This is a genomic window from Mesorhizobium sp. WSM1386 (assembly GCF_055901595.1).
In genome coordinates this window covers 5,715,505-5,731,399 of the sequence record NZ_CM148373.1, presented here as the reverse complement: position 1 = coordinate 5,731,399, position 15,895 = coordinate 5,715,505, and the positions used below count along the sequence as shown (strand labels likewise).

Below are 15,895 nucleotides of genomic sequence, written 5' to 3'. Positions count from 1 at the left end.
CACGCAATCAGCTCACCTTTGGTGCGGCACGCCCCTGGCGAGCAGATAGACGAGGTACGGCCCGCCGAGCAACGAGGCGAACAGGCCGGCGGGCAGTTCGTAGGGAAAGGCCGCCATGCGCGACAGCCAGTCCGAGACGATCATCAGCAGGGCGCCCAGAAGCATCCCTCCGGCAAGATGGACGCGTGCACGCGAAAACCCGATGAGCCGGGCAAGATGCGGCGCGATCAGGCCGACGAAGCTCAGGGGCCCGACGACCATGGCGGCGAGCGCGGTCAGCAGCGCGGCGACGAGGATCAGCATCAGCCGTCCGCCGGCGACCGGCACGCCCAGCCCGCGCGCGCTGTCCGGCCCGAGCGGCAGGATATCCAGCCAGCGCGCGGCGAGGAATAGCGGCAGCGACAGTGGCGGCAGGCAGGCTAGCGCAACCCAGGTGTCGAGCGCGGTCGCCTGGCCGGTCGAGCCGCTCAGCCAGCGCAGCAGGATGTAGGACTGCGCATTGCCCATCGCGATCGTCGCGGTGATGACGGCGCTGCACAGCGCGCTCATGGCGATGCCCGCAAGCAGCAATCGTTGCGCGCCGAATTTCGCCCGTGCGGCTATTGCAAGCATGACGGTCAAGGCCGCCAGCGCGCCAAGGGCCGAGCCAGCGAGTTGCCAGCCGAGCCCGGCCGTGGCGCTCACCGTCAGCACGCCGGTCAGGCCGGCGCCTGCGCCGGTGCCGACGCCAAGCACTTCGGGGCTCGCCAGCGGATTGCCGGTGACCCGCTGGATGACCACGCCCGCCGCCGCGAGCATGGCGCCGGCGGCAGCGGCCACGCCGATCCGTGGCGCAAGCCATGCGGCGAGATCGGCCAGCAGATCGCCGCTGGCGAGCGACCAGCCCGTGGGGCCGCGCCCGACGACGAGCGCCAAGGCGGCGGCGACAAGGGTGAATGCAAGCAAGAGCAGGATGATGACCCATGGCCGGCTCGCTCTGTGCGGTGTCGGCCCGTTGGAGCCGAGATGCGGCCATTCGAACAGGCGCAGCCGTGGCAACAGCCAGAGCAGCAGCGGACCGCCGAGAAGCGCTGTGCCCGCGCCGGTCGGAATGCGCTCGCCACCGGTACCGGCAGCGAGCTGCACCAACCCATCGGTCAGCCACAGCAAGATGGCGCCGATCAGCGGCGCGGCGATCAGCTTCTGCCGCAAGGTGCGGGCGCCGGAAAGCGTGGCCAGTGCTGGCGCGGCGAGGCCGACGAAGCCGATGACGCCGACCTCGGCGGCAACGGTCGTCGCCATCCACACGGCAAGTGCGATGACGAGAAAGCGGCTGGTATGACGGGCAACGCCCAGCCCGCGCGCCGAGGCGTCGTCGAGGCCGAGGATGATCAGCGGCCGCAGCACCATCAGCGCCGCGACGGCGCCAGCCGACAGCCGGATCGTCAGCGCAATGGCCGGCTGCCAATCCTGCTGGACCAGCGACCCGCCGCCCCAGATGAACAGCGAGAACAGATACTCGCCATTGGCAAGGATGAGCGCAGCGCTGACGGAGCTCGCAGTCAGTGCCACCATCATTCCGGCGAGCACGACCGACACCGGTTCGAGCCCGCGCCGCCATGTCAAGGCCAGCACCAGCAGCACCGCAATGGCGCCGCCGGCAAAGGCGACCAGGCCTTGCGACCGTTCCATGAGCAAGGGCGCGTGGAGCGAAGCGACGGTCATGGTCAGTTGCGCGCCAGCCGAAATGCCGAGCGTTGACGGTTCAGCCAGCGGGTTGCGCAGTACGTTCTGCAAGAGGAGACCGGAGAGGCCGAGCACGGCGCCCGCCAGCACCGCCACCGCCGCGCGCGGCAGCGTGCTGTAGAATAGGATGACATGGTCGAGATTGCCGGCCGCCGGCGCGGTCGGCCATTGCGTGCCGACGCGCCATGCAAACAGAAGTGCTGCCATCGCAGCCAAGACACCCCATAGCGCGATCGGCGAGAGACGGGCAGCCATGGCGCCTTGATGGATAGTGCGCTCAGCCATGGGCCTGCCGGGCAAGTGCCGCCGTCGCCAGGCGTGCGAAGCGGCGCGCCGACGGCAGGCAGCCGAAATGGTTGACGGCTTCGAGCACAGCAATGCGGTTCCGGCGCACGGCCGGCATGGCATTCCACAAGGCGTTTGTCGGAAGCGAGCGCCCGACATCGGCCGGCAGCGGCGAGACGATCAGGATCGAGGCGTCGGGCACGCGTGCCAGTGCCTCCAGCCCGACCGGTGCCGCCGCGCTGTAGCTTGTCTCGTCGGTCCACGCGTTGACCAGGCCGAGACGCGTAAGCACGTCGCCGAACATGGCGTCGCGGCCGAAGGCACGGAAATGCCTGCTGTCGCCGAGGCTGATGACGAAGACGGGCCGCCCGGAAGGCGGCAAGCCGCCGCGAAGCCGTGCGATATCGTCCGATGTCTCGTCGACATAACGCTTCGCCTCTGCCTGCCGGCCGAGCTTTTCGCCAAGCGCCAGCGTCGCCGCCTCGGCCAGTGCGTAGGGCGGAACGCCGGCCTCGTAGACCGTTTGCGCAAACACCGGCGCGATGCGTTCGAGCATCGGGCGCTGGTATTCGTAGAAATTGGAGATGACGATCAGGTCAGGCGCGATGATGCGCAGCAGCTCGTAATTGGGCGCGCCACGCAGCCCGAGATCGGTTACGGATCCCGGGACCGCCGGCTGGATCGCGATTTTGCGGAACTGGATCAGTTCGGTTGCCGCCGCCGGCTCGATGCCGAGCGCCAGCAACGTCTCCAGCATGCCCCAGTCGATCGCGGCGACGCGCGGCGCCGCTGCCTTGGCGGTGACGGGGGGCAACAAGGCCGCGGCCGCGAGTGCAAGCACCTGCCGTCTGGTGGGCGGATGGGTCATCGCCAGCGGCGTCGGCAAGCTGTAACCAAGTGGCGGACTACCAAGTCGTGTGCACCTTCAGCTTGAACGAACGGCCTTCGCCGTAGGAACAGGTCAGCGTCGTCTGGCAACTGGCGACATAGGTCTTGTTGAACAGGTTGGTGACGTTGAGGTCGACGCCCCAATTTTCCTTCTCGTAGCCGAGTTTCAGGTCGGCCAGCGTCACGGCCGGCACCTTCGCCGTGTTCGCGTTGTCGGCCCAGGAGGAGCCGAGATAGCGCAAGCCGCCGCCGATCGAAATGCCGTCATACCAGTCGCCGCGGAACGTGTAGTCGGCCGATGCGGAAGCCATGACCTCCGGCACGATGAAGGGCGTCTTGCCGACGAATGCCGGATTGGCGTCCTTGGTGATCTTCAGATCGTAAGCGGTGAAGGCGCCGGTTATCCGGAAATCGTCGGTGATGTTCACCTTGCCTTCCAGTTCCACGCCGCGCGAACGCACCTCGCCGGTCTGATACTGGGCGAAAGGATTGGCGGCGGTCGCGGTCGCCACATTCTGGCGCGTGAGGTCGAACAGCGACAGCGTGAACAGGCCGTCGACCAAGGTCGGCACATATTTGACGCCGACCTCGTATTGCTGGCCGGTCTCCGGAACGAACAGATTGCCGTTGGCGTCGGTGCCGATGATCGGGTTGAAGAAGGTGGCGATGCTGGCATAGGGCGTTACGCCGTTGGCGAACTCATAGGCCAGGCCGGCGCGGCCGGAGAAGTCGCCGACGGTCTGGCTCTGCGTGCTGGAACTCGCCGAGTAGTAGGTCGGGCGGTTGTCGGCATCGAGCCAGCCACGGTCGTAGCGGCCGTTCAGCGTCACCAACCAGCCATCGCCGAAGCGCAACTGATCCTGCGCGTAGATACCGAGCTGCTTCTGCGTCAGGTTCTGGTTGAGGTAGCTGACGCGCGGCGTCAGCGGCGAGCCATACACCGGATGGAAGGCATCGATGGGATTGTCGTAGTTGGGATCGTACAGGCCGGACGACTGCACCTGGTCGATGTTGTAATACTTGAAGTCCAGACCGGCGAGGATCGTGTGCTCGATTGGACCGGTCGTCGCCTTGCCTTCGATCTGGTTGTCGAGAAGGAAGGTTTTCGCCGTCGTGTCATGGTCGAAATTGATGCGGGCGAGATCCGTGGGGCCTCCAATGGTTGACCAGCCGTTCGGATAGACGTTGACCTCATTGATGTCGGCGGCGGTGAAGCGGGCGTTGGAACGCACCGTCCAGTCATTGTCAAAATCATGCTCGAATTCGTAGCCGATCGAACCCTGCTCGCGCTTGTAGAGATCGATGCCCGGTTCGGTGAAATTCGCGTCCGGATCGATGCGGCCATAATTCACCCCGCCGACGATATGGTCCGACACCGTGCCGTCATAGGGCAGGAAGCCGCCGCCATTGTGGTTCTCGTCGATGTGGCTGTAATTGGCCAGGATGGTCAGCGTGGTTGCTTCATCCGGTTTCCAGGTGATGCTCGGCGAGATGAAACCGCGCCAGCCGTTCTGCCGGTCGCTGTAGGTGTCGCCGCCGGCGACCTTGCCGGTCATGCGGTAGCTGACCGTGTCGTTGTTGGCGACGTCGCCGATGTCGAAGCCGAGATAGACATTGCCGGCATCGTTGACGCCGGTTTCGACGTAGCGCTTGCGCTCGAACTCCGACCGCTTGCTGACATAGTTGACCATGCCGCCGGGATTGCTGCCGCCATAGAGCACCGAGGCCGGGCCTTTCAGCACTTCGACGCGCTCGAGCCCGAAACTGTCGACATAGAAGCCGCCGAAGCCGTAGCTGAACAGCTGCAGCCCATCCATGTAGGTGCCGGTGGCCGTCGCCTGGAAACCACGGATGAACAGCCAGTTGGTATCGCTGTCGGGACCGAAGGGCTGGGCAAAGACGCCGGCCGTGTAGCGCAAGGCTTCATCCACCTTCTGCGCGCCCTGGTCGTCGATCTCCTGCCGGCCGACCACCGAGACGGATTGCGGAATTTCCTTGATGGTGGTTGCCGTCTTCGAGCCGGTCGTGGTCTTCTTGGCGACGACACCGTCGACCCGCCCGGTGGCACCGCCTCCAGCCTCGCCCTCGACCACGACAGGCTCAAGTTGAGTGCTGGTTTGCACGGCCTGCGCGAAGGCGGCCATCGGCGGGACCATCGCGGTCGCGGCGAAACTGGCCGCCAGAAGCGCGTTCATCCGGTAAAATCTGCTCATCAGGAAATTCCCGTCTGTTATCGTTGAGATACTTGATCGTTTACCTCAACTTATCTGCGGGTCATTGGACGGATTTGGGCGACTTGTCCATTCTTGTCCAAACGAGGGGACATCGCGGCGTCATGTTGCGGAAATGTCACTGGTGGCCGGTGCTGCTCGGTTAGGCGCGCCGGCGTCAGTCCAACCGCCGGCGTTATGTTGTGCTGCTTTGTCCGCTATGTAGAAAGAGCACAATGTAAAATATACCCTTACTTAACCTCCGCATGCATACTGCGAACAGGGCAGACTTGTTTATCTTGCTCTTCCGCACGAATTGAGAATGCGCATGTCGGTTACGCGTCGTACGCTGCTTATGGCCGGACGCGGTGGGTTGCTGATCTCGCAGGCTCAGGCGGCCGGCACTCAGGCGCAGAACGCCCCAAAGCCCGTCGCGAGCGGCGATGCGCTGCGTATCGCTATGCCGTCCTTCGCTTCCAATCCGTTCTTCCCGGCTGACGGGCAGGGCGACAATGGCATAGACATGGAACTGGCCCACGGCATCGCCGCGCAGCTTGGCGTGGAGCCGGTGTTCGACCGGTCAGCCGCAACGTTCGACGGCATGGTGAACCTGGTGAGTTCCGGCCAGGCGGACCTGGCGATCGGCAAGCTCAGCCGGACCCTTCTGCGCGGCCGGTCGATAGTCTATTCCCGGCCCTACGCCATGCTGCGCCAGGGGCTGATCGCCAACCGCCTTAACCTGGCGCGTATCGCGCAAGGCAAGCCGCCCGAGCAGATCGTCCGCGATTTCTCGGGTGATCTCGGCGTCATCGAAGGCTCTTCATTCGCCACCTATGCGCCGACAACCTTCCCGCACGCACAAATCCGCCGCTTCGCGAGTTGGAATTTGATCATCGATGCGATCCGCAACGGGACGCTCGACATGGCCTATCGCGACGATTTCGAGATCAAGAAGCTGATGGTCGACGACCCGTCGATGACGGTCGTCGCACGCTCGATCACGCTGACGGACAAGGTCGACACCATTGCGGTCGGTGTGCGGCCGGACAATCCGCATCTCGCGGCTTTTGTCGACCTCTATCTCGATCTCGCCCGGGGTCAGCAGGTGCTCAACACCGACGAGATCATCGCCCGCTATCGGCAGGGAAGCAAAGCCTGACATGGCCATCTCCGACGTAGCCGGCTCCGTGCCTTTCGATTGGCGCCTCGCGGCAAGGCGTATATTGCGCTCGCCCGTGACGACGCTCGCGATGATCGGGGCAGGGATACTGTGCGGTCTCTACTATCCGGACTTTGCCCATGCCATCAGCCCGATCGCACAGCTCTACCTGAATTTCCTCAAGATGGTCGTCCTGCCTTACCTGGTGTCGTCGGTCATCTTCTCCATCACGTCGATGGTCCAGGACCCCAAATCGGTCCGTTACCTGGGCAAGGTGGGCATGGCCGTGCTGGTCGTGTCGTTCCTGGGCGTGCTGGTGAGCGGCACCTTGTCGCTGATCCTTCAACCGGGCCAGATCGAGAACCCGCAGTCGCGCATCGAGCTTGGCGAGTTCATCAATTCGCAGGGCAGCGTCTCCACCGATCTCGCCTTCCCGTTCCAGCCCCCATCCAATGAGGGCGCTGACGGCGGGCATTCGATCCTGCTCGATCTGGTGCCGAACAACGTCTTCAACGCGCTGGCCTCGGGCCAGACCATCCAGGTCCTGCTGTTCTGCCTGCTGTTCGGGCTCGCCATGGGAAAAATTCCCCAGCCCACGTCCATGAGCCTTTCTCAGGCGCTCAACGCGGTCTACCGGGCCTGTACGGTCCTCACCAACTGGTTCATCTGGGGATTGCCCTTCGCAACCTTCATCCTGATCGCGGACCAGACCGCGTCGACCGGAACCAAGCCGCTCATGCTGATGGGCGGTTACCTGCTGGTCATGGGACTTTCCTGCCTCATATTCGTCGCCGGCGCCTTCGCCATTATCGCCATCCGGTCGCGACGAAGCTACTGGACGACGATCAAGACCTGCCAGCCCCTGCTCATGGTGGCCATCACCACGCGTTCCACCGTCGCTTCGCTTCCCTGGGTCATCAACCTGTTGAGCGAGCGCCTTCGGTTCAGCCTGGTGGTCGTCGAACTGCTGGTGCCGCTGCAGGCGGCATTGCTGCGCACCGGCCCGGCGCTGCTCTACACCTCGGGCACGCTGTTCATCGCTCAGCTCTACGGCCATCCGCTCGGCGTGCCAGACCTCGTGCTCGTCGGCATCGCCTCCGCGCTTCTCGCGCTCACGACCGGCGGCATGGGCAGCCTGCTCATCCTGTCTCAGATGTCCATCGTGTGCGGCTACCTGAAGCTTCCCTTTGAAGCGGCGTTCGCCCTGTTCGTCGCGGTGGATGCGGCCGTGGACACGTTCATGACGCTGGCCAGCGTCTGCACCGTCGCGGCGAGCACCGCAATGATCGCTCCCAGCCACAGGGAGACGACGCAGCCGGTCGAAAACGGCTCGGGAGAGCTCGAAGCCGAGCCCGCCCGATGATCGACGACAGCATCCGTCCCCAGCTCGGCATCATCGGCGGTCTCGGGCCGCTTGCATCGGCCGACTTCTACTTCAAGCTGACCCGAATGACCAAGGCGGTGAGGGACAACGACCATGTGCCTGCCGTCATCCTCAGCGTGCCACAGCTGCCCGACAGGACCGAAGCGATCCTCGGCAACCACGACGGACCGCTGGCGGCTCTAATCGCCGCGGTCTCGACGCTCAATGCGCTCGGCGTCAGCTGTATCGCGGTACCGTGCAACACTGCCCATCATTGGTACGACCAACTGGCGGCGAATTCGCAAGCGCGGATCCTCCATATCGGCGACGCGGTGGTGGCGGAAACACGCCGTAGCTTGGACCGGGGCCGGGTTGCGATTCTCGCAACGCGGGGCACGCTGGTTTCCGGCTTCTACCAGGACAGGATGTCGGCGGCGGGGTTTGGGCTCTGCCTTCCCGCGAACGCCGAGTTTCAGCAGTGCGTCGACAGCGCGATCAGCCTCGTCAAGGCTGGTTCGATCGCGGACGCGGCGATCGAGACCGAGCGCGCGCTCGATATCGCGCAAGCGGCCGGCGCCGATGCTGCCCTTCTCGGCTGCACCGAACTCTCGGTGGTGGCCCCCAGCCTCAACGATGTCGGCGGATTGGCCGTCATCGACAGCAATGCGGCGCTGGCGCGAGCCTGTCTGACACGGTTGGGCTTCGGTGCGCAGGACGCCCGGGGCCTGCCGACCGTATCGCGGCTGTCGGGACATGACCGGTCGTTGCGTGCCAGTCCGGTCCGGCTGGCTCAGCCCTACGGATAGATGCCAGCCGATCGATGTCGGCCGCGGTGAGACGGGTGCTAATGCATGTCGCCCAAAAGTGAGCTCGGTTTTGGGAGAACGACATGCAAAAACAAAGACCTAAAGCGCGTCGCATGAATCCGTCTCAGCGCGACGCGCTTTAGAACGCGCTGTCCGCTCCTTTTAAGATGTGTTCGAACTTAGCTGATCGAGCCTGTTCGCGCAGAGGTCGATGCCCGGTTCCGGGAATGTGCAAATGTCACGGCTTGTCGGCGCTCTTCGCCCATGCGCCGGGCGTCACGCCGACCACCGACTTGAACACGCGCGTCAGATGCGCCTGGTCGAAGAAGCCGGTCGCCTCGGCGATGTCGGCGAGCGAGGCGGCACCATGCGCCATCATCGCCTTGGCCCTGTCGATCCGCGCCTGCATCTGCCAGCGGTGCGGCGGCACGCCCGTTGCCGCCTTGAAGGCATGGCTCAGCGCGGTTTCGGAGAGGCCGGTCAGCGCAGCGAGATCGGCAAGCCGTATCCTGTCCAGGCAATGCGCATCGATGTAGTCGGTGACGAGGCGCAGTTTGCGGCGGGAGAGAGGTGACCGCCGTCTGGCGGCACTTGGCGGGTCGATCTGGAACAGGCTGGCGAACAGGGCGTTGAGCAGCCCCTCGCCATAGAGATCGTGCAGGGGCTGGTCACTGCTGCACTCGGCAGCGATCAGCCCGGCCAGCATGGCGATGCGGTCGTCGCGAAACTGGAAGCGAGACATCTGCAAAGCCTCGCGATCGAGGCTGCGGCCGAAGCGGCGCGTCAGCGTCGCCGTGTCGAAATGCAGGTCGAGATGCCTGATGCGGCGCAGGCCTTCGACCCGGCCACGGATCGGCACCCCGGCCGGAATGTAGGCCATGGAGAGGGCACTGTCGTGGCGAGACCGTTCGCCCTTGGCGCCTTCGACGAAGAAGGCGCCCTCGCCATCCACATCGAGCGTGACAAACAGCCTGGGGTCGGGAGAGACATAGGAGCCCTCGGCGTTGTCATCGCACGAGACATCCCAGAGGTCGGCGACCGCGCCGTCCCACAGGTGCCATTTCAGGCCACCAATGACCGAAAAGCCCTCGATCCGGCTTTCCATGCGCGCAACGAAGGTCAAGTCCTGTGCATCTCCGGGCATAAACATGATGGAAATTATCATGTATTATGCAAGGTTGACCACCGTATCGCAAGTCCCTGCTTGGCAGGCTTCCGGAACGTTGCCCGGAACGGGTGCCGTAGCGGCCGGTCAGCGGGGCCTAGACGCTTTCGAGATAGGTCTCGATCTCGAAGTCGCTGACATTGAGGGCGAACGTGTTCAGCTCCTGGCGTTTGCAGGCGATGAAGGAGTCGCGCAGGATCGTCGGGAAGATCTCCGCCACATGCGTTCCGCTTTCGAACGTCGCGATCGCCGACGCCCAGTCCGGCGGCAGCTTGGCTGGGACAACGCCTTGTCCGTCGCTGCCTGTCGGCTCGCCCGGCGACATCTGCCTTTCGATGCCGATCAGCGCCGCGCCCAGTATGGCGGCCAGCACGAGATAGGGATTGGCGTCCGCTCCCGACACGCGATGCTCGATGCGGCGCGCGGCGGTCGGGCCGCCGGGAATGCGGATCGCGACCATGCGGTTCTCGTAACCCCACGCGACAGCGGTCGGCGCATAGGAGCGCGGGCGAAGCCTGCGGTAGGAATTGAAGTGCGGTGCGAACACCAGCGTGCTCTCGGCCATTGCCGCGAGCAGCCCGCCGACCGCGTGGCGCATGGTTTCCGAACCCTGATCGGTGCCGTCGTCGAACACGTTGCGCCCTTCGGCATCGACCACGCTGAAATGGACATGAAAGCCGTTGCCGGCCCGGTCGCCATAGGGTTTTGCCATAAAGCAGGCGGCAAAGCCGTGCTTGCGGGCAATGCCCTTCACCGTGCGCTTGAACAGCACGGCGTCGTCGGCCGCCCGCAACGCGTCCGCGACATGGTTCAGATTGATCTCGAACTGGCCGACGCCGTTTTCGGCAATCGCCGTATCGACGGGAATGCCTTGCGCCCGGCAGGCCTCATAGACGTCGTGGATGAAGGCCTCGAAGTCGTCGATCTCGTCGATCGACAGCGCCGCGTCGGAATCGAGGCGGCGCCCGGTGACCGGCGAGACAGGCCCGACCGGCCGCTGCGATTGCGGATCGACCAGGTAGAACTCAAGTTCTGTTGCCGCGACCGGGGTCAGGCCGAGCGCCTTGTAGCGGTCGAGGATGCGGGCCAGCGCCCTCCGGGGATCGCCGAGATAGGGCGCACCGTTTTCGTCGGCGAGCCAGAGCGGGACGAGCGCCGTCGGATGCGCCGTCCATTCCACCGGCAGAATGCCGCGTCCCGTCCATTGGCAAAGTCCATCCGCGTCGCCAGTCGAGAAAACCAGCGTGTTGCCCTCGATGTCCTCGCCCCAGATGTCCAATCCGATCAGCGAATAGGGCATGCGCAGCTTGCCCTCCAGCGCCTTGCGCGCCTGCTCGACGGGGATGCGTTTTCCGCGCATGACGCCGTTGAGGTCGCACACCGCCGCCCTCAGGCTCTGTATGTCGTTTCTGCTTTCAAGCCAGCTCAACACGTCCGCAATTGCATCGCTCAATTTCAAACCCCTGGTTTTTCAACGTGCCCAAGCCCGGCTGGCTACGCTATCCCTGGTAAAAATGCTTGTGAGTTTTCGGGAAGCATATCCGGCAGCTGCCGGATAGCTTTCCTTATTTTTTCAACTCATTAGCGGGGATGTCGGGAGGCATTTCAAAAACCAATTGCGCGATCTGCGATCGCAACATAGAGGCAAGAAGGTGGAAAGCCAAGGGGCATTTCTAGGCCCGCAGCTCTTGGGTGGATGCTGGTCCTTCGGCAGGAAGTCTTGATCCCCTTGCGTTGATGGACCGCATGCCTTGCGATTAGCGGAAACATCAACGATTTCGTCATCCACGGGCGGAGCTCCTTGCTCCGCCATAGGATGACGAGAGGCTTCAGCCAATCTCCAAGGTGGAAAGAACCATAGCCGCCTATCAGAAGTCCCAATCCTAGCTCCTGGATTCCGGAAACCTGGCTTGCCGCAGGATGTGGGCGGCGCCTTCGTCGATGTCGCGAACGATGGCCGCACGGGCGCGCGCCCCGTCCAGCGCCTCGATCGCCGCGACCACCTCCTCGTGATAGTCGATGTCGAGGATGGAGGAGAGGTCGTCCTCGAAGCCCATGGCGAGATTCCTCAGGAAGGGGCCAACCTGCATCCAGACGGTCTCGATCAGGAAGATCATCTGCTCGTTGCCGCAATGGCGATAGATCGAGAATTTGAAGGCGTGGTTTTTCCTGAGATAGTCGTCGATATTGCCTTCGCGCGCCGCGAGAGTGAGTTCGCTGCAATGGCGTCGGATCGCGCGCAGATTGTTGCCGTTGATGCGTTTGGTCGCAAGTTCGGTCGCCGAGCCTTCGAGGATCGTGCGCACGGCGGTCAATTGCGAGAACCGTTCGGCTGAAATGAGCGGCACCTCGACGCTGCCGTTCGGCATCGGGCTCAACGCCCGCAGCGCCTGCAGCCGCATGAAGGCGCTGCGCACCGGCATGTCGCTGGTGCCGAGCTCCTTGGCGAGCTTGCGCGAGGTCAGCCTCTGGCCGGGTGCGAACTGGCCGGACATCAGGGCCCGCACGAGCTCCAGATAGACCTTCTCGTGCAAGGGGACGGTGTCGACGGCGGTCAACCCGAATTGTGTTCTGTCGGCCATTGGCGGGGGCGCTACTTCGCTCGTTCTGAAATCTGGCCTGACGACAACAGCCGCGGACGGGGCATGATAGACGCTTCGATCATCGACCGGCAAGCCAACCCGCGATGCCGCGGGCGGATGAGGTCGCGGTTCTCGGCCGCCAATGACGCGACTTCCGTGATGCCGCTCGCAGGCGCGAGAACGCTCATCGATCAGGGTTCGCCGGGCCCTTTGCCGCAGCCAGATGCGTCAGCAAATTCTTCGTGATCCTGCCGACGTCGTTCATGGCGTCGCCGGCAGGCAAGGCGCCGCACCAGGCGACCGAACTTGCGCAGAAGATCAGACCGCCCGAATGCAGATGGCGCAGCGTCATCTCCGCGCAGCGCCGAGACGCGCGTTCGTCCGCGCCGCCCTCGTACCAGCGCGTCGCGTCGTGGACGAAGCTGTCGGGGAAGCCGGTCGCGCGGGCAATGAATATTGTATCGGGAGAGGTGCCGAGATGCGGGTCGGTGGCGTCGACCTCATAGCCGGCCGCACCGCCCAGCACGATGCCCTCGTCGCCGAAGGTCTCGCTGGCGACGCCGTCGAACAACCATGCCGCGGAAGCGTCATGGCTTTCCGGCGTGCGCGTAAAGGGCTGCGCGGCATCGAAACCCATCAGCGAAATGGCGACGCCGGTCAGCGAGAATTCGCCGAGCCCGCTGGCGCGGAGATAGCCGCCCGGCTGGTTGGTGATCGACAGCGATTGTTCGGCGATCGGCCCGTCCCAGGTCCGGGCCGCCTCGAGCGGCGAGCGGCGTAGTTCCATCAGATCGTCCTGGAACGCGACCTTGCCGGCAAAGCCATTGCCGCCGAGATAGGCGATGCTGCCGCCAGCCGCCGCGAACTGGCGCAGCGCATGTTCCATATCGACCGACATGTATTCGGGATGGCTGCCGGTGATGACCGCCCGGTATTCCTCAAGGCCCGCAACGCCCCGCTCATGCAGGTCGCGGTCGGTGATGAGATCGAAGGCGATGCCGTTACTGTGGCAGAAGCGCAGAAAATGCAGGTCGACGGGCAGATTGTGCGGGCAGCCACACAGCGGATAATTGTAGTCGCCGCGCAGCGTCGCCTTCGGCTTTTTGTAGGACGAGATCGACACGCCGCTGAGGTCGCAGTGATAGTCGTAGAGCGATTTCAGATTGTTATCGATGGCGAAGCGATGGCCACGGTCTTCGCACATCCATTCGTAGAGATGCGCCGGCAGGAATTCATCGGCATAGGCGAGATAGGTGGCGGTCGGCACCAGGAACAGCAGCGGCGCCCGGCGTGTTGTCGAAGTGATGAAGAAGACGATGCGCTCCGATCCACCCCCATGCCCGACCTCGAAAGCATAAACGCCGGCAGACGCTTCCGCCGGGATCTGCAAATGGTAGGAGGCGGGCCACTGCAGGGCGCCCATATCGTCGTCATGGCAATGCACCGCGTCGTAGTGCGACGGCACCAGCCTTGGATCGAAGCTTGACCCGTCCCAGCGGCGCGAGGTCATGCAGAACGCCGGCTGGTTGAGCGGTTCCAGCAAGAGGGCGCTATCGCCACCTGTCGAGGCGACCGGGCCGCTCGGCAGCAGGGTGGGGAAGGTCCAGCCGATGCGCCCGGTTTCGCTTTGCAGCGCGATCGACGAGAATTTGGCGTTGAGCGACCTGACATCGTTTGCCGCGCTGGCGCCGAAGGCCATATCGCCGGACACGGACCAGGGCCGGTCGAATTGACGATGCAGGCGAAACGGCGCCAGGAGATCGTCCGAGCTGATCTTCAACGCCGTCCCGCTCCTATCGGTCGAAATCTCGACCATCAGCCAGGTGTTTGCCGGCAAGATCGTTTCGAGCAGCTTGCCGTCATGGCCCCACGTCAGCCGTCCGTCCTGCAAGCCGAGACGCAGGTTTCCGCTTTCGAAGAGCACACGGACGCCGTCATTGCGGGTCAAATACACTTCGAAGGCGACGCCAGTGATTTCCGCAGCCTTGGCCAGTTCCGACGCTGCGATCTTCAGGAAGGACCCATGATCGAAGTCGCGATGCGACGGGGCATTGCCGGTCGGTTCGACATGCCAGTCCATGAACTCGGGCGTGGGCGTGTCGAGCCGCACGATCCGCACATCACGCACCTGCCGTGATGAGGAGACATGGAGAGCGATAGGCGTCCCGGCCCCCGTGTGCCAGGGTACCGTGTAGCCTGAAACGGCCATGGCGCCATGATCGACGGGACGTTTCATTTCCGCGATCCCGGCCTATGTACTTCCTCGGAGGGCATATTGGACAAATCGCTCGCATCCCTGCTTTTCGCAAGCAGCTTTTACGACAATGCGGCTTTCATCGCAGGTGGAATTGTTCGCGCTCGTGCCGATCATGGAGCGGGCGACCCAGCCACGTTTCCGAGCGCAAGGCGTCCTGAAAAGCCACCGGACCGCGCCCGATCGCCGGGGCCGGACAGGTCGGTCGCGCGAGGTCGGCCCCTTCATCATAAATCTTGAGCTTGCGCGGTCTTGCACCTCTGGCCGCTCTCTGGCTTTTTGGGGTACCCACTTGGGCGGACTGATTCGCGTCGTGCCGCCCGGTTGCATTGCCCCCAAAGGACATGTGCGGGTGGGCCGTGAAGCGCGCGCAATTGGCGAAGGAGAAAGCGGCATGGCAGAGTTCACAAAGCCCGAGATCTCCGAGATGAGACCGAAGATCACCGTCATCGGCGTCGGCGGCGGCGGCGGCAACGCCATCAACAACATGATCGCGGAGCAGCTTCAGGGGACCGAGTTCATTGCCGCCAACACCGATGCGCAGGCGTTGACCATGTCGAAGGCGACGCGGCTAATCCAGCTTGGCGCTCACGTCACCGAGGGGCTGGGCGCCGGATCGCTCCCCGAGATCGGCCGTGCCGCGGCCGAGGAATCGCTCGACGAGATCATGGATCATCTGGCCGGCACGCATATGTGTTTCGTCACCGCCGGAATGGGCGGCGGCACCGGAACCGGCGCTGCGCCGATCATTGCGCAAGCGGCGCGCAAGGCCGGCATCCTGACCGTGGGCGTCGTCACCAAGCCCTTCACCTTCGAGGGCAGGCGCCGCATGCAGATGGCCGAAGAGGGCATCGAGCGGCTGCGCGAAGCCGCCGACACGGTGATCGTGATCCCCAACCAGAACCTGTTCCGGATCGCCGATGCCAAGACCACCTTCGCCGACGCCTTCGTCATTGCCGACCGGGTGCTCTATTCCGGCGTCAGCTGCATCACCGATCTCATCGTCAAGGAAGGCCTGATCAATCTCGACTTCGCCGACGTCAAATCGGTGATGCGCGGCATGGGCCGCGCCATGATGGGAACCGGCGAGGCGTCCGGCGACAGCCGCGCCATGAAGGCGGCGGAAGCCGCGATCGCCAATCCGCTGCTCGACGAGGTGTCGATGAAGGGCGCCAAGGGCGTCCTGGTCTCGATATCGGGCGGCAGGGACATGACCCTGTTCGAGGTCGACGAGGCCGCCACCCGCATCCGCGAGGAAGTCTACGAGGACGCCGATATCATCGTCGGCGCCATCTTCGATAAGAGCATGGAAGGCCGCTTCCGGGTTTCGGTGGTGGCGACCGGTCTCGACCGCGCACTCGGCGTCGGCGACGCCGATGCCGGCATCCAGCATGACCATTCCATGCCGCCCGCCGCGCGGATCTTGCAGTGAGCTGCCCTTTCGGACGTATCCTAGGC

The 15,895-nt window shown here is 64.2% G+C and carries 11 protein-coding genes; 4 read left to right on the top strand and 7 right to left on the bottom strand.

Features of this window, described 5'->3' with window-relative positions; genetic code table 11:
• Nucleotides 1-12: 12 nt before the first annotated feature.
• The 3 genes from fhuB to AC0NIH_RS28095 are packed head-to-tail and all read right to left on the bottom strand — an operon-like array spanning nt 13 to nt 5,093.
• Nucleotides 13-2,010 carry a Fe(3+)-hydroxamate ABC transporter permease FhuB gene (gene fhuB / locus AC0NIH_RS28105; protein WP_473464250.1) on the bottom strand — a complete coding sequence of 666 codons (1,998 nt, stop codon included), beginning with the start codon at nt 2,008-2,010 and terminating at the stop codon, nt 13-15.
• Nucleotides 2,003-2,878, bottom strand: coding sequence for an ABC transporter substrate-binding protein (locus AC0NIH_RS28100; RefSeq protein WP_352709285.1), 876 nt, complete (start codon nt 2,876-2,878; stop codon nt 2,003-2,005). The genes fhuB and AC0NIH_RS28100 overlap by 8 nt, the downstream gene beginning before the upstream one ends.
• 37 nt (nt 2,879-2,915) lie before the next feature.
• Complete coding sequence (locus AC0NIH_RS28095) at nt 2,916-5,093, bottom strand: TonB-dependent siderophore receptor (protein WP_473464392.1); 2,178 nt, start codon at nt 5,091-5,093, stop codon at nt 2,916-2,918.
• A 343-nt stretch (nt 5,094-5,436) separates the two neighbouring features.
• Between AC0NIH_RS28095 and AC0NIH_RS28090 the strand changes: the two genes are divergently transcribed.
• From AC0NIH_RS28090 to cuyB, 3 genes are read left to right on the top strand one after another with little or no spacing between them, the layout of a single operon-like run.
• Entirely contained in the window at nt 5,437-6,267 is an 831-nt protein-coding gene (locus AC0NIH_RS28090; RefSeq protein WP_473464253.1) for a substrate-binding periplasmic protein, read from the top strand.
• A 1-nt stretch (nt 6,268) separates the two neighbouring features.
• A complete protein-coding gene (locus AC0NIH_RS28085) occupies nt 6,269-7,630 on the top strand; it encodes a dicarboxylate/amino acid:cation symporter (RefSeq protein ID WP_474025085.1) in 1,362 nt (453 codons plus the stop codon).
• Nucleotides 7,627-8,436 (top strand): cysteate racemase, encoded by an 810-nt coding sequence (gene cuyB, locus AC0NIH_RS28080; RefSeq protein WP_473464258.1) that lies wholly within the window; start codon nt 7,627-7,629, stop codon nt 8,434-8,436. Before AC0NIH_RS28085 ends, cuyB begins: the two co-directional genes overlap by 4 nt.
• Before the next feature lie 238 nt (nt 8,437-8,674).
• On the opposite strand, the gene AC0NIH_RS28075 is transcribed toward cuyB, so the two are convergent.
• The 4 genes from AC0NIH_RS28075 to AC0NIH_RS28060 form a co-directional block, all read right to left on the bottom strand.
• Nucleotides 8,675-9,559 (bottom strand): helix-turn-helix domain-containing protein, encoded by an 885-nt coding sequence (locus AC0NIH_RS28075; protein WP_473464261.1) that lies wholly within the window; start codon nt 9,557-9,559, stop codon nt 8,675-8,677.
• A 139-nt stretch (nt 9,560-9,698) separates the two neighbouring features.
• On the bottom strand, nt 9,699-11,054 hold the full coding sequence (locus tag AC0NIH_RS28070) for a glutamine synthetase family protein (RefSeq protein WP_287271207.1): 1,356 nt from the start codon (nt 11,052-11,054) through the stop codon (nt 9,699-9,701).
• 430 nt (nt 11,055-11,484) lie between these two features.
• Nucleotides 11,485-12,183 carry a GntR family transcriptional regulator gene (locus AC0NIH_RS28065; protein ID WP_352709273.1) on the bottom strand — a complete coding sequence of 233 codons (699 nt, stop codon included), beginning with the start codon at nt 12,181-12,183 and terminating at the stop codon, nt 11,485-11,487.
• Between the two features lie 184 nt (nt 12,184-12,367).
• Complete coding sequence (locus tag AC0NIH_RS28060) at nt 12,368-14,419, bottom strand: N,N-dimethylformamidase beta subunit family domain-containing protein (protein ID WP_473464263.1); 2,052 nt, start codon at nt 14,417-14,419, stop codon at nt 12,368-12,370.
• 412 nt (nt 14,420-14,831) lie between these two features.
• Between AC0NIH_RS28060 and ftsZ the strand changes: the two genes are divergently transcribed.
• On the top strand, nt 14,832-15,869 hold the full coding sequence (gene ftsZ, locus AC0NIH_RS28055) for a cell division protein FtsZ (RefSeq protein ID WP_023764795.1): 1,038 nt from the start codon (nt 14,832-14,834) through the stop codon (nt 15,867-15,869).
• Nucleotides 15,870-15,895: the final 26 nt, after the last annotated feature.

Excerpts from the sequence above, each read along its gene's own strand:
- AC0NIH_RS28065 (WP_352709273.1), bottom strand. The coding sequence starts at position 12,183 with ATGGCCGACAGAACACAATTCGGGTTGACCGCCGTCGACACCGTCCCC.
- AC0NIH_RS28100 (WP_352709285.1), bottom strand. The coding sequence starts at position 2,878 with ATGACCCATCCGCCCACCAGACGGCAGGTGCTTGCACTCGCGGCCGCG.
- AC0NIH_RS28085 (WP_474025085.1), top strand. The coding sequence starts at position 6,269 with ATGGCCATCTCCGACGTAGCCGGCTCCGTGCCTTTCGATTGGCGCCTC.
- AC0NIH_RS28090 (WP_473464253.1), top strand. The coding sequence starts at position 5,437 with ATGTCGGTTACGCGTCGTACGCTGCTTATGGCCGGACGCGGTGGGTTG.
- fhuB (WP_473464250.1), bottom strand. The coding sequence starts at position 2,010 with ATGGCTGAGCGCACTATCCATCAAGGCGCCATGGCTGCCCGTCTCTCG.
- AC0NIH_RS28095 (WP_473464392.1), bottom strand. The coding sequence starts at position 5,093 with ATGAACGCGCTTCTGGCGGCCAGTTTCGCCGCGACCGCGATGGTCCCG.
- AC0NIH_RS28060 (WP_473464263.1), bottom strand. The coding sequence starts at position 14,419 with ATGAAACGTCCCGTCGATCATGGCGCCATGGCCGTTTCAGGCTACACG.
- ftsZ (WP_023764795.1), top strand. The coding sequence starts at position 14,832 with ATGGCAGAGTTCACAAAGCCCGAGATCTCCGAGATGAGACCGAAGATC.
- cuyB (WP_473464258.1), top strand. The coding sequence starts at position 7,627 with ATGATCGACGACAGCATCCGTCCCCAGCTCGGCATCATCGGCGGTCTC.